This window comes from Sinomicrobium pectinilyticum (assembly GCF_003725735.1).
GTDB classification, from domain to species: domain Bacteria; phylum Bacteroidota; class Bacteroidia; order Flavobacteriales; family Flavobacteriaceae; genus Sinomicrobium; species Sinomicrobium pectinilyticum.
This window is the reverse complement of the sequence record NZ_RJTM01000017.1, coordinates 1-13927: the sequence shown is the minus strand read 5'-3', so window position 1 is coordinate 13927 and position 13927 is coordinate 1. Positions and strand designations below refer to the sequence as shown.

At 45.2% G+C, this 13927-nt stretch carries 14 protein-coding genes; 3 read left to right on the top strand and 11 right to left on the bottom strand.

What is annotated here, in order from left to right:
• Positions 1-95: 95 nt before the first annotated feature.
• From ED312_RS03640 to ED312_RS03595, 10 genes are all read right to left on the bottom strand, one after another.
• The gene (locus ED312_RS03640; protein WP_123214653.1) at positions 96-1112 is read right to left on the bottom strand and encodes a Gfo/Idh/MocA family oxidoreductase; all 1017 of its coding nucleotides are present in this window, start codon (positions 1110-1112) and stop codon (positions 96-98) included.
• A gap of 97 nt (positions 1113-1209) precedes the next feature.
• Positions 1210-1830, bottom strand: coding sequence for a YdeI/OmpD-associated family protein (locus tag ED312_RS03635; RefSeq protein ID WP_206363202.1), 621 nt, complete (start codon positions 1828-1830; stop codon positions 1210-1212).
• A gap of 41 nt (positions 1831-1871) precedes the next feature.
• Positions 1872-2453: a YdeI/OmpD-associated family protein gene (locus tag ED312_RS03630; protein ID WP_123214651.1), complete on the bottom strand. Its 582-nt coding sequence runs from the start codon at positions 2451-2453 to the stop codon at positions 1872-1874.
• 127 nt (positions 2454-2580) lie between these two features.
• A complete protein-coding gene (locus ED312_RS03625) occupies positions 2581-2985 on the bottom strand; it encodes a DoxX family protein (RefSeq protein WP_123214650.1) in 405 nt (134 codons plus the stop codon).
• 116 nt (positions 2986-3101) lie between these two features.
• Positions 3102-3566, bottom strand: a complete 465-nt coding sequence (locus ED312_RS03620; RefSeq protein WP_123214649.1) for an SRPBCC domain-containing protein — start codon at positions 3564-3566, stop codon at positions 3102-3104.
• 6 nt (positions 3567-3572) lie between these two features.
• Positions 3573-3896, bottom strand: coding sequence for an ArsR/SmtB family transcription factor (locus ED312_RS03615; protein ID WP_123214648.1), 324 nt, complete (start codon positions 3894-3896; stop codon positions 3573-3575).
• A gap of 192 nt (positions 3897-4088) precedes the next feature.
• On the bottom strand, positions 4089-4739 hold the full coding sequence (locus ED312_RS03610; protein WP_123214647.1) for an SDR family oxidoreductase: 651 nt from the start codon (positions 4737-4739) through the stop codon (positions 4089-4091).
• Between the two features lie 150 nt (positions 4740-4889).
• A complete protein-coding gene (locus ED312_RS03605; protein WP_123214646.1) occupies positions 4890-7475 on the bottom strand; it encodes a phosphoenolpyruvate carboxylase in 2586 nt (861 codons plus the stop codon).
• A 93-nt stretch (positions 7476-7568) separates the two neighbouring features.
• Positions 7569-8048 (bottom strand): Lrp/AsnC family transcriptional regulator, encoded by a 480-nt coding sequence (locus ED312_RS03600; RefSeq protein WP_072317040.1) that lies wholly within the window; start codon positions 8046-8048, stop codon positions 7569-7571.
• Positions 8049-8176: 128 nt separating this feature from the next.
• Positions 8177-9292 (bottom strand): M14 family metallopeptidase, encoded by a 1116-nt coding sequence (locus ED312_RS03595; RefSeq protein WP_123214645.1) that lies wholly within the window; start codon positions 9290-9292, stop codon positions 8177-8179.
• A gap of 306 nt (positions 9293-9598) precedes the next feature.
• Here ED312_RS03595 and ED312_RS03590 point away from each other — a divergent pair, with 306 nt between their 5' ends.
• The 3 genes from ED312_RS03590 (at position 9599) to ED312_RS03580 (ending at position 11304) form a co-directional block, all read left to right on the top strand.
• Positions 9599-10024: a helix-turn-helix transcriptional regulator gene (locus ED312_RS03590; RefSeq protein WP_123214644.1), complete on the top strand. Its 426-nt coding sequence runs from the start codon at positions 9599-9601 to the stop codon at positions 10022-10024.
• Between the two features lie 98 nt (positions 10025-10122).
• Complete coding sequence (locus tag ED312_RS03585; protein WP_123214643.1) at positions 10123-10488, top strand: hypothetical protein; 366 nt, start codon at positions 10123-10125, stop codon at positions 10486-10488.
• 6 nt (positions 10489-10494) lie between these two features.
• Entirely contained in the window at positions 10495-11304 is an 810-nt protein-coding gene (locus ED312_RS03580) for a TerC family protein (protein WP_123214642.1), read from the top strand.
• Between the two features lie 143 nt (positions 11305-11447).
• Here ED312_RS03580 and ligA read toward each other — a convergent pair whose 3' ends face one another.
• Positions 11448-13448: an NAD-dependent DNA ligase LigA gene (ligA, locus tag ED312_RS03575; RefSeq protein WP_123214641.1), complete on the bottom strand. Its 2001-nt coding sequence runs from the start codon at positions 13446-13448 to the stop codon at positions 11448-11450.
• Positions 13449-13927 lie beyond the last annotated feature (479 nt).

Here is a 13927-nt window from a genome sequence, read left to right as displayed (position 1 = left end):
AAGGTTTGGCTCGTTTGAATACCTCGTGTCCCGATAATTATCGGGATTGCCCCGAGGTAGTATCCGGTTACGGAAAGCGGCATAAGATACATCGCCTACTCCTCCAGTATCCTCAACTGGGCCACAATCTGCGGTTCGGTCACCGGGTACGGCTTGTTGTTCCTGATCGTCTGGTATACCGCCTCAAAAATGCCGGAATAGGAAGCCGGGGCGGAATATACCTTTTCCGTGTGTTTCACATCATTGTCGTCCAGCCAGGTGAGCTCCCCTTCCCTTCCCTTGTCTTCCACCCCGAACCCGCTATCTCCGGGAAGCATGCCGTCCAGTAACTGTCTTTCCTGTACATCTGTACGGTATTTGATATAGGTGCCCCTGCTGCCGTTGAGCACAAAGGCCGGTTGCGGGCTGAGGACCAGTAAACTTGTATTGACAAAGACCTGTAAACCGCCGGGGTATTCGAGGTGAATGTGGACATAATCGTCCACCTGTGTCCCGGGCCTGTTTTTGGCCAGGGTCTTATGCCATCGTAACGGGATCCCGAACAGGGAAATTACACCGTCCAGGAGATGGGACCCCAGGTCGTACTGCAACCCGCTGCCGGGTACGGCTTCTTCTTTAAAACGTTTTTCCCCTATAGTGTATTTATAGCGCTCAAAACGGAAATAAACCTCTGCCGGTTTACCCAGTTTCCCGCTTTCCAGCACTTCTTTTACCGACAAAAAATCGCTGTCGTAACGGCGGTTGTGATACGGGAGTACATGGCAATGGTTTCTGGCAGCTTCCCGGAAAAGATGCACAGCCTCTTCGGAAGTCGTTGTAAAGGGTTTTTCCACCAGGACATGCTTTTTCTTCTGCAAAGCCCTCAGGGCAAATTCGTAATGGGTATTGTTAGGGGTATTGACGATGACCAGTTCGATCTCATCGTCATTCAGCAATTCGTCTACGGAAGTGTAACTTTTAATACCGGGATACAGTTTATGCGCACGTTTCTGCAACCGTTCTACCACAGCCACCGGTTCGAATTCCGGATGTGCTTTGACAAACGGGGCGTGAAAAATCTTTCCGGACATTCCGAAAGACAGCAGGCCTGTCTTGATTTTTTCTTTTATCATAGGTTGTCGGTTTCGGTCCGGGAAGTTTAACCCGGCATTCTCAATGATTACAAACCTATGAATTTTTACCCGAAATCGTTTGCTGTCCTTACCGAATTTAACGGTCGTGCAATCCCTTTCCGCTGAGGATCTTCGGAATACATTTTTCTATCCTCGATTTCCGGGTAGCAGATTGCCTGGCACCGGAAAAATGAAGGATATAGCCTCTTTGCCGTCCGGGGGTCAGGGCTTCGAAAGCGGTTTTCAAGACCGGGATTTCCTCAAATTTGTCCTGTAATTCTTCCGGAACAGGTTCCGGATTTTTTTTAAAATCCATCTTGAGCCCTGCTTTTTCCACTTCAATGGCTTCGTGAATATAGGTTTTCAGAAGTGTTTCCATTGCCGCGATTTCCTTCCTCTCCGTAAACGGAATAATTCTCCCCGACTGCGTATTTTTCCCGGGTTTCCGGAGAATACCGCCGGCGTCGTTTAACAGGGCACCTTTAAAAAAACTCAAAGCGCAATAGTCCTTAAAAGCCCCTATGATCACCACATTGTTTTTCTGAAAGGTATAACAGGGAACACCCCATTTCCGTTCTTCCGTCAGCCCGCAGTCCAGGACAATCGATCTCAATTGCTCCAGCTCTTCGGTCCATTTGTGAACTTTACACCCGGGTGTCCCTCCCAGCGGGCAGCGCCCACAGCCTTCGGAAAAATACGTATCTGCGTCCGGGTTCATTTTACTCTGGTGTTTCATAACAGAAATGATCTTTTCGGCGCTTAGCGGTCATTTAATCCTTTTCCCTCAAAAATCCTGGGTATATTTTTTTCAATCCGCGATTCCCGTGTTGCGGATTGCTTGGCTCCGGCAAAATGTAATAAATATGCTCTTTGCCTGCCGGGTGTCAGGGCTTCGAAAGCAGTTTGCAGGGCGGGGTCCTTATCCAGTTTCTCCTGAAATTCTTCCGGGACGGGGAATTCGGAGGTCTTTTTAAGTTCCACTTTCAAACCGGCCTTCTCCACTTCTATGGCTTCGTAGATATAGGTCCTGAGCGTAGTTTCCATTTCCCTTATTTCCTCAACACCGCTAAACCGGATCTGCCTGGCCGACTGCACATTTTCCGTTTGTTGAATGAGAATGTCATCAGGGTCTTTTAACAAGGCGCCTTTAAAAAAAAGGAGCGCACAGTAGTCTTTGAATCCATGGATCAGGACAATATTGCTTTCTTGAAAGGTGTAACAGGGATTGCGCCATTTGAAGTCTTCGGTCAGTTGACAGTCGAGAATAATTCTTCGCAATACCTCGAATTCCTTTTGCCACTTTTTGGCTTTACTGATATAATTATCAACCTTTGCATTCATTTTATTCGTATCTGTTTCGGGGTTAAATCCTCTATTTGGTTCTCTAATTTTCTGCCTCGGTCCACGGAGGGTGAATGACCTTTCCCGGGCATCCTCCTCCGCGTATCCCCGGCAAAAACAGCCGTTTTCAGTCTGTTACCGGGCGGTCTGCCGGTTTTGCCATAAAAAGTTTCCTGCCCGGGGGCCTGAAATACCACGATACTATGGTCAGCGTCAGCAATAACAACGGCCCGAAAAGGTCTTTGGGAGCATCCCCGGTAACCAGGTGAGAAAAGGCGGCCCCTGACATCGCAAAGAAGAACCCCGCGTAGGCCCATTCCTTCAGCAAGGGGAACCTGGGGACAAGGATGACAATTACTCCCAGGATTTTCCAGGCCCCCAATAGGGTCAGTAAATAGGCAGGATATCCCAAATGCGTCATCATATCTACTTCCTCCTCCATTCTTATTAATTGCACGATGCCGGTAGACAGCATTCCCAGTGCAAGCCACACCGTGGCGATCCAATAAATGATCTTGTTCTTTTTGGTCATCATATTTTTTATTTTAATTGGTTTTCGGGATTAGTTTCTCATAGGTTGTTATAGCGCCAGCCAGTTGTTGAGTTACGGAGCCGGTAAGCCAAAGCTCCATAACTTGTTCACCCGGACTACCGCAATTGTTTTACAACATCTTCCAGCCGGTTATGGGCCATATTTATACCGTAGGCGAAGGGCATCTGTAGCATCTGGTCCCTGAGGGCAACGGACCTGTATACGATCTGCATGCGGAGTTTACTGGTGCTGTCCGTAAGCTTTTCGAATTCCAGGAATTCGAGCTGAACGGTAAATGGCGTATTTTCCATTTCAAAGGTCCGTGTAATCTTGCGGTCGGGGAAAAACTCGTGGATGACCCCGTTAAACCCGTGTTTGTTTCCCTGGGGGTCCGTGGTTTCGAATTGGTAACTGCCATGCCTTTTGCATTCCAGTTTCAGCACTTTCGTCCCCATCCACTGTTCCACAATATGAGGTTCTACATATGCTTTAAAAAGCAACTTTAAAGGCAGGTCGAATTCCCGTGTTATCAGCAGTTCCTGTTTGCCTTCTTCGGCATGGACTTTGGTCTTTTGTTCCATAGGGTCTTAGCTTTGGGATTGGTAGGTTTTCATAATGGTCTCGAGCTTATTGAACCTGTCGTCCCATAATTTGCGGAAAGGCTCTACAAAGTCAGCGATTTCTTTCATCTTTTCCGGGTTGAGATGATAATACACTTCCCTCCCGGTTTGCTCCTGCCTGAGCAAATCGCATTCGGTGAGTATTTTCAGATGTCTGGATACGGTGGGTCTGGCAGTATCGAAATTTGAAGCTATGGTCCCTGCCGTCATGGATTGTGTGGCCACCAGAAAGAGTATGGCCCGTCTTGTGGGGTCCGCTATGGCCTGAAACACATCCCTTCTTAAATTCATTATGAAGTTATTTGACTACGAATATAAATGTAGTTATTTAACTACGCAAATTTTTGTGCATTTTTTCTATCCGCCACATATTCGTTTTTTTGCGATTAATTAATAGTATCATGAATAAGAAAGCAAAATACTTGTTTTTAAGTGATTAAGACACACTATATCTATTGTATCTTTAATTATAAATCGGAAGGATCACACCTGCGTCAATGCTTTTCCTACGGGTGTTTTCCCCTGGTTAAATTCTATGGTCTTGCCGATAGTACTATCCTGTTTTAACACTTCTGCAATTACTTCTGCCACATCTTCACGGGGCACTCCTTCTTCCTTTTCCGGGTATGAAACGTTGATTTTTCCGTTTCCCGCGCTGTCCAGCAGCATTCCCGGGCGTAGTATGGTGTAATCCAGGCCGGTTGTTTTCAGTACAAAATCGGCATAATGTTTCGCTACATAATAGGGCTCAATACCGGAAGCTCCCCAGTATTCGCGTTTATCTGCATTTAAAGCGCTTACCATAACAAAGCGTTTTACATGGGTTTTTTTAGCAGCTTCCATTGTTTTTACGGCACCGTCCAGGTCAACGGTCAGCGTTTTGTCGTGCCCCGTACCGGCCCCGGACCCGGCAGTGAACACTATGGCATCTATGTCGTGCATGACTTTGGCTATTTCGTCCGTACCGCCTTCAATACTTCCCACACGGTTTTTTATGCCCTCTTCGTCAAAAAAGGCTTTCTGTTCTGGATTCCGGATAAAGGCCACGGGATAGAAATCGGGGGAATCTTTTAATTTCCGGGAAAGTATTCTGCCTATTTTTCCGTTGGCCCCTATAATTAATACGTGTTTCATTTTTATTGCTTTTTAAGTCATTGACTATCCTGTGAGAAAATCCCCTTTAAGTTACAAACTTCCTGACAAAATATAAAACACAAGCAAATAAAAAAGCCACCGTCTGTCAATACAACAAACGATGGCCGCAACGATAAAATATGGTATTGTTTATGCCGAGTTCCTGCTGGCGTTAATATTACCGAACAGCGAACGTGTTACCATTTTTTCATAAACCTCCAGTTGTTTCGAATCTGTTTTCCCTTCTTTGCGAAGTTCCTGTATCCTGCGAAGAGCAAACTGTTGTATGGTAAGCAGGGGCAGTACGATCTTCTCGCGTATTTCTATGGACGCTTTCCCCGATTTGGTGTTTTCCATCAGGCTTTTGTCCCCCGTCACTTTCAGGATCATTTCCTTACTGCGCAGGTATTCTTCATAGATGATCATCCAGAATTCGCCGTATACCGGATCATCCTTCATATATGCCGTAAGCTTGAAGAATGACTTGGTAAGGCTCATCATGCTGTTTTCAAGTAAAGTACGGAAGAAAGCGGAATTGCGGTAAAGGGATTGTACCCTTTCGAATTCCCCTCTTTTGTCGAGTGCTTCGATAGCCGTCCCCACCCCGTAAAAACCGGGTACATTTTGCTTGAGCTGGCTCCAGCTCCCCACAAAAGGTATGGCGCGGAGGTCCGAGAAATTGAGTTTGTCGGATTTTCCCCTTTTGGACGGGCGGCTCCCGATATTGGTTTTTGCATAAAATTTCAGCGTACTCATCTCCTCCAGGTACGGCATGAATTTAGGGTGCTCTTTAAAGTCTACATAGGCGGCATAGCTGATATCCGCCAGCTCCTGCATAGTGCTTTTATCTATATCGTGGAGAATATTGTCGTCATCGGCAAATACCTCGTTTACCACTCCCGAACTCAGGAGCTGCTCCAGGTTGTACTGGCAGGAATCCAATGTTCCGAAATTGGAACTGATGGTCTGTCCCTGTACGGTAAGCTGTACTTCTTCATTTTCAATGGTCGGCCCCAGGGAAGCGTAGAACTGGTGGGTTTTTCCCCCTCCTCTTGCGGGTGGTCCTCCGCGGCCGTCAAAGAAGACGACCTTAATACCGTATTTTCTGGAAATTTCCGTGAGCACTTCCTTGGCTTTGTATATACTCCAGTTAGCCATCAGGTAACCGCCGTCTTTGGTACCGTCGGAAAACCCGAGCATTATGGTCTGTTTATTGCCCCGTCTTTCCAGGTGCCCGGCGTAAACCGGGTCCGTGTAGAGCAATTCCATGACCTTATCGGCAATCTGCAGGTCATCCACGGTCTCGAACAACGGAATGACATCAAGGCTCGGGGTTTTCCAGTCGCACAGGCGTATCATGGCAAAAGTCTCCATAACGTTCAGCGCACTGCCGTTATTACTTATGATATACCGGTTTGCTCCGAGTTCCCCGTTGCTTAACTGGATTTCTTTCATGGCATAGATGGATTCCAGCGTAGACCTGGTAATTTCTTCCTTAAAGAGTTCGGGGTTCAGCTTTCCGTTTACTTTCCCGAGAACGGCAATCTGCTCTTCTTCGGAGAGTTTCTCGTAATTGTCCGGGAAGATATCCAGTCCGAGTGCACGGGATTCGCTGATAATATCCGAGATCACCGTATGGTGTACACGGGAATCCTGGCGGACATCAAGGGAAGCGAAGTAAAAGCCGAATATCTTCACCTTGTTGATCAGGTCGCTTACTTCTTCTACGAACAGGGACTGGTGCTCATTGGTGAGTATGTCGCGTATTTCCTGTAAAGACGAAAGCATTTCTTCCGAAGTGAGGGCGGGTTGCCGGGGTGAAACATAAATACTTTCGTATATTTTCTGCTCCAGGTCGCCCATCATCTTGTCCACGACCTTGAAAGTGATCCGCCGCTTCAGTTTGCGGATATCCCGGTAATAATTTTTGAGTATGGTAAGGCGTAACCTCTCCGCAACCTTGAGCGTGATCTCACTGGTTACAAAAGGGTTCCCGTCACGGTCCCCTCCGGGCCAGAACCCGAGGTTAACGATCTGGTTGTTGAGTTCCACTTCCTCAAAAATATTGTTCTGTATATAATTGTATATTTTGCTTACGGATTGGTAGAATACATTTTCCAAAAACCAGATCAGGCTTACGGCCTCATCATAAGGTGTTGGTTTTTCTTTTTTAAAGAACGGGGTTTTTCCGAGTTGTGCCAGTAATTTTTCTATAACGCTCAGGTCGTTGTCCCTTATGGCTTTGGTAAGGTCCGTAATAATCCCCAATACCGGTCCGGGATAGAATTGTGTCGGGTGGGCTGTCAGCACGGGCCTTACCCTGAACCTTTGCAGAAAATCCCGCAGTGCAGCCGTTTTGTTCTTTCCTTCGGCCTCTTCTTTAACACTACGTAACGTACCACGGCCATCCATATTGTTAATTACAGGGAATGCGGCATCCTCTATGGCATCAAACAATACAACCTGGCGTTCTATATACTGAATAAAACGGAAGAGCAGGTCGTTTTTCTCCTTTTCATCCGGATTGTCATAGAACTTGGTAAAAAACGCTTCGACAATTTCCGAAGGATTCTTGTTTTCCCCGTATCCTTTTTCGCATATTTCACTGAACAAAGGCAGTAAAACCCCTGTATTGGTTATTTCATCAAAAGGTAAGGTCATCAATATACTGTTGTATATCTGGTATTTAGACAATACACTTTCGTTAAAACGTTCAATTTTAGGTTTTCTCAACATAAATACTCTTCTTTTTTTCTAGCCCGAAGATACAAAAAACCCTCTCCAATACAGAATCGGGGAGGGTTCTTTATGCTGATACAAACAAAAATTTTACATTTCGTTAAAAATGGAGTGCATCAGGCGTTTTTTATCGTTGATGCTTTCTTCCAGCGAAATCATGGTTTCTGTCCTGGCTACTCCGTCTATATCGTCTATCCTGAAGATAATATCCTTGGCGTGTTTGGTATCTTTTGCCCTTACCTTACAGAATATGTTGAACTTCCCTGTAGTAACATGTGCTACGGTAATATTCGGTATTTCGTTAAGACGTTCGATAACGAACTTCGTCTGATGTGTTTTCTCCAGAAATATACCCACGTAAGCTATAAACGAATATCCCAGTTTAACATAATCCAGGGTAAGTGAAGAACCCTTGATAATACCGGCTTCTTCCATTTTTTTCACTCTTACGTGTACGGTACCTGCAGAGATCAACAATTTTTTTGCAATATCGGTAAACGGTGTACGGGTGTTATCGATAAGCATATCTAAAATCTGGTGATCTACCTCGTCTAATCTAAACTTTGCCATATTAATCTTGCTTTAACTGAATAATTTACACTTGCTTTTATCCAAAGAGAATATTAAAACGCAAAAAAATAAAAAATATTCAATATATGCACGTAAAACTTTGGATATTTTGTTAAGAAAGGGTTAATTTAAAGAAATAATTTAAGCAAAACACTTGTTTCTAATTTTTTTTCTTCTATGGGAATCACCTTTTTCCCGTCGGCAACAAACTCCCTGTGACCATAAAACCCTTCCAGATCACCTGTTTCTGATATATATGGCGTAAATACTATTTTATTATCTTTCAGTTCCTCTTTATATAGTATACCGATATCCTTAAGGACAATCCCCTCCCCTGTTTTAACCGGGAAACGACGGATGAGTATATCGAAAAAAAGTTTGTCATTTTCCGGGATGTCGAAGTAAGCGTTATACCCCTTACCCTCTACATCATTCCCGGAAATAAAGCGGAGCGCTGCGATCAGCGCACAGAAAACGTATTTACGGGTGGTGTCCCTGTCGTAATCCCCCGGATAATGTCCCGCTTCGAATAACAAAGTCGGTACGCCCCGGGTCTGAAAAGCATCGCCAACACAGTTGATATTAAAAGTGTCGTCATACCTTCCCACCTGGCCCGGGATATATTGCTGCAGTACTTCGTTTATAGCCGCTATGATCTCCATGCTCTTCTTCCTGGGGGGCGTTATGTTCCGTTCTTCGTCTGTTGCAGGCGATAAAAAGGATAGGGTAGCCGGACTTGCCGTCTTACCGGTGTTGAATATGGTCCGCTGGTCGTGCAGGTTAAAACAGAAATGGGGTTTTATCCTGTCGAAGGTATGGCGCAGGGCAAAACTTTCCGGCTGTGACAAATTCGCGGCATCCCTGTTCAGGTCGATCTCATTGGCATTTACACGCGTATATGCAAGCGCCCCGTCCGGGTTCAGCATGGGTATGATATATAAGGTACAATGTTTCAGGATTTCGCCGGCGGTTTCACCTCCGTGCCTGAAGAATAACAGCAGGTCCATTACCGCTTTGGTCGTCGTGGATTCGTTTCCGTGCATCTGAGACCACATCAGTACCTTTTTGCTTCCGCTCCCGATACAGTATAAATAAACGGGACGTCCGTCCACGGAATGTCCGATTACGGAAAGTTCTCCCATATCCGTGTGTTCCTCGAGCAGGGGGACAATGTCTGCGGGAATAATATATCTCCCGGTTAATCTGTCTTCCCGGTGGCAGCTATGCCATTGCAGTAATTCCATAGGTCAGTTTTAAAGATTACAAAAGTAAACAATAGAGTTTTTACATCTGTAAACAAGAAGAAACTCCTGATTTGTTTACAATGATAAACGAACCGCTGTCCCGGGAAGGGATTACTTAAGTATTATTAAAGGTAAAAACAACCCTATTTAATAAATGCAGATTAAAAAGATATATATCAACACTTTATATTATATTACTTATACAAGTAGTTTAGTTAAAAATACACGAAACCTTACTATTCTTTGACATATCGAGGAAATTTGTTTACATTTGTAAAGACGTAACTTCAAATACATTTGTTTACAATGGTAAACATCGAGGATTTCAGCAACAGGCTCCAGGAAGTACTGGACTTTTACGGTTTAAGTGCTTCTTCTTTTGCCGACAGGATCGGCGTGCAACGCTCGTCCATATCGCATATCCTTTCGGGAAGGAATAAACCGAGCCTGGATTTTGTTCTTAAGGTACTGAGCACTTTTCCGGAAGTGGAATTGTACTGGCTTTTAAATGGCAAGGGCGCTTTTCCTTCAGATAAGCAGCCGGAAAGAAAAAAGGAAACCCGCCGGGAAAAAACGCAGGATTCCCCCGACCTGTTTTCCGTGCCCTCCGGGGCGGAAACATTTCCCGCGGAAAATTCTCCCGGCGTTGCGGACAAGGAAATCGAGCGTGTGGTGTTCTTTTATAAAGACGGTACATTTAAGGAATACCGAAAGGAAAAAAAGCAGGAATGAATATTTGTTTTTCAGCGTATATTCGGTAACTTTAAATCTGTATCTTTGTTCGTATATTAAAAGAAATCACACCTTTTACTGTGGATATATTTAAAAAAATGACCTGTATCTTTTTAGTCGTCCTGTTTGCATCCTGCTATAATGCCGAGCGCAATTGCGAGGATTTCAGAACAGGGACTTTTGAGTTTACTTATATGCTGGACGGAAAAGAGGTCAGGTCCAGGTTTGTTCGCAACGATTCCATTAACATCGATTATGTCGGGGAGCATATAGATACCGCTTCGGTATCGTGGGTGAATGACTGTGAGTTTATTATGCGCAAACTCCATCCTTCTTCCATGCGGGAAAGAAAGGCGGTGCAGGTAAAAATACTTACCACGGATGAGAATTCGTATACTTTTGAGTATTCTATCGTAGGAGATAATAAAAACAAGCAGCGGGGAACCGCCGTAAAAATAGAATAATTCCGAATGTTTGATATTTTTTCTTCCCCGGATGCCTGGATTGCACTGCTGACACTTACCTTCCTGGAGATCGTTCTTGGAATAGACAATATCGTTTTCATATCCATAACGGCAAATAAACTTCCGGAACACCAGCAGCGCAAAGCTACCAACACAGGGCTGATACTGGCTATGGTACAGCGGATACTGTTACTGTTTGCCATCTCGTTCCTGGTGGGACTGAAAGCACCTTTTTATCATATTGACACTTCCTGGATTTCCGTAGGGCTTAGCGGGCAAAGTATTATTTTGTTTGCGGGCGGGCTTTTCCTGCTGTATAAGAGTACCTCCGAAATTCACGAAAAAGTGGACCTCCCGGAACACGAAGAGAAAGAGGTCAGGGCAAAGAAGATCACTTCGCTGTCCAAAGCAGTGGTCCAGATTGTCATTATAGATTTTATTTTCTCCATAGACTCTATTCTCACTGCGGTGGGAATGACAAACGGCATCGGGGAAAAGCCCGGAGATGCCCTTATTTTGATGATTATCGCCGTGATCATATCTATCGTAATTATGATGACTTTTGCCAACCCCATCCGCAAATTCATCAACCGGCATCCTTCGGTACAGTTGCTTGCCCTTTCTTTCCTGATCCTTATCGGGTTCATGCTGATCGCCGAAGCCGCACACCTGTCACACACCACGGTGTTCGACCAGGAGATCGGTGCTATACCCAAAGGATACCTTTACTTCGCCATTGCCTTCTCCCTTCTCGTGGAGTTCCTCAATATGCGAATGCGTAAAAAGATGGGAAACGGAGACGAAATTGTGAAGTAGGTTCGTTAAGAGATCCCTATATAAAATTAACATTGGTTGCCGGGTTAACTGAATAACCCGGCAACGCATTCCCTCCCGTCACCCGTATCATAATTTTTCATCCTGCAACCTGCGGTGCAGCTATTATTTATCGTTTCGGACAACTAAGGGATCATTTCCAGGAAATCATGCTCGGAAATAATGGGTATTCCCAGCTTTTCCGCTTTCTCCCTCTTGCTCGGCCCCATATTGTCACCGGCAACGACATAACTTGTTTTGGAAGATATGGATGAAGCTACTTTTCCGCCGTTATCTTCGATATGCTTTTTCAGGTCATTCCTGGACAGGATTTCAAATACGCCGGATACGACAAAAGTCAGTCCCTTTAAAGTATCGGTCCGGCCTTGCAGTTTCTCCGGAGAAATTTCCATCTGCACGCCATATGAACGCAACCGCTCAACGATTTCAAGGTTATTTTCGTTACGGAAAAATTCCGCTACACTTTCCGCGATCTTGATCCCGATTTCATCTACACTGACGAGATCTTCCGGGGTAGCTTCCTTAAGGGCATCAACAGAGATATAGGCTTTGGCCAGTTTTTTAGCTACGGTTTCCCCGACAAACCGGATGCCCAGGGCATAAAGCACCCGTTCAAACGGAATTTCCTTTGATTTCTCGATTCCGGCAATCAGGTTTTCCGCGCTTTTGTCCGCCATACGTTCCAGCGGGACGATCTGCTCTTTTTTCAGTAAATAGAGGTCGGCGTAGTTTTCTATGAGCCCCTCTTTGTAGAGCAGTTCCACGGTTTCGCTCCCCAGTCCCTCTATATCCATGGCCTTGCGGGATATGAAATGCTGGATCCTTCCGGTGATCTGCGGCGGACAACCGTAGTAATTAGGACAATAATGCTGGGCTTCGCCTTCTTTGCGGATGAGTTCCGTGCCGCATTCCGGGCAATGCGTAATATAGGCAGTAGGTACGGAGTCAGGGTCCCGCCGGGTAAAATCCACCCGGATGATCTTCGGGATAATCTCTCCTCCTTTTTCCACAAATACGGTATCGCCTTCGCGTACATCCAGTTTTTCAATCTGGTCCGCATTGTGCAATGACGCCCTTTTTACCGTTGTTCCTGCGAGCAAAACCGGTTCCAGGTTGGCAACGGGGGTTATTGCGCCCGTTCTTCCCACCTGGTAGGAAATGCTGTTGAGTACGGTAGATACCTGTTCTGCCTTGAATTTGTATGCCATGGCCCATCGCGGTGCCTTTGCGGTGTATCCCAGTTCTTCCTGTTGTGCGATATTATTGACCTTGATAACTACACCGTCCGTTTCGTATGGCAGTTCGTGGCGGTGCACATCCCAGTAATTCACAAAATCCATGACTTCCCCGGTGCTATGGCACAGTTTGGCTACCGTAGGCACTTTAAAGCCCCAGCTCCTGGCCTTTTCCAGCCCCTCGAACTGTGTCCTGAAGTCCAGGTTTTCTCCCGCAATACTGTACAGTAAACAATCCAGGGGACGTTTGGCCACTTCGGAATTATCCTGGAGTTTAAGGCTGCCCGAAGCCGTATTCCTGGGGTTCATATAGGGGTCTTCCCCGGCCTCAACCCGTTCCCGGTTCATTTTGGCAAAACCTTCCCTCGGGAGTATGATCTCTCCCCGGATATGAAATTTTTCGGGATAGTCTCCCTGCAGCCGCAGGGGCACGGAGCGTATGGTTTTTACATTGTTGGTCACATCGTCTCCCTGGAACCCGTCTCCCCTGGTCACGCCACGGACAAGTTCCCCTTCTTCGTAAAAAAGGCTTATGGAAGCCCCGTCGTATTTCAATTCACAGACAAACTCCACGGAAGCATCCCCGAGAATGCGTTGTATGCGTTTTTCCCAGTCTTCCAGTTCTTCCTTGGAATATGAATTGTCCAGGGAGTACATCCGGTACTCATGTACAACGGTTTCAAAGTTTTTGGTAATCATTCCGCCTACACGTACCGTAGGCGAAGTGACATCATAAAATTCCGGATGCCTGGCTTCCAGTTCCTGGAGTTCTTTCAGTTTCATATCGAACTCATAATCCGGTATGACAGGATTGTCCAGTACGTAATAATTATAATTGTGTTTTGTGAGTTCTTCCCTCAGGTCCTCTATTTTCTTTTGAACCGGATCCATATTCTGATTTGTTTTATCTGTGCCTGAATTATTCGCGACTTTCTATGCTGAAATCTAAAAAAGATTTCGTGTAAAAAGAGTCCGCAAGATACCGAAGTTCTGCAAAAATGTGAATATACCACACCTAAATTATTACTGATTTATGTATGAATTTTTTGATTTCTACTGTTCGGGCCAGGGCAAACGCATTAAAGAATAATAAGAAGTTTAACATATCCGTGAATCTCTGTGGAAATCTTCGTGTGTCTCCGTGTTGTAACTATTGCACAAAGTTTCACGGAGAAGCACAGAGGTTACACAAAGTAAAAAAACAGACATTCAATAGTGTTGATAATCAATAATTTAAATTCCATATGTGTTTGCCCTGCTATCCGGACTTAATGCTGATGTTTTTTTATTCAAAACCCTTAAGAGCTTGTTTAAACTGAATTTAATTGGCTAAAAAAATGTCCTTTTTGCCCCCTATTCGTCTTTTTTTC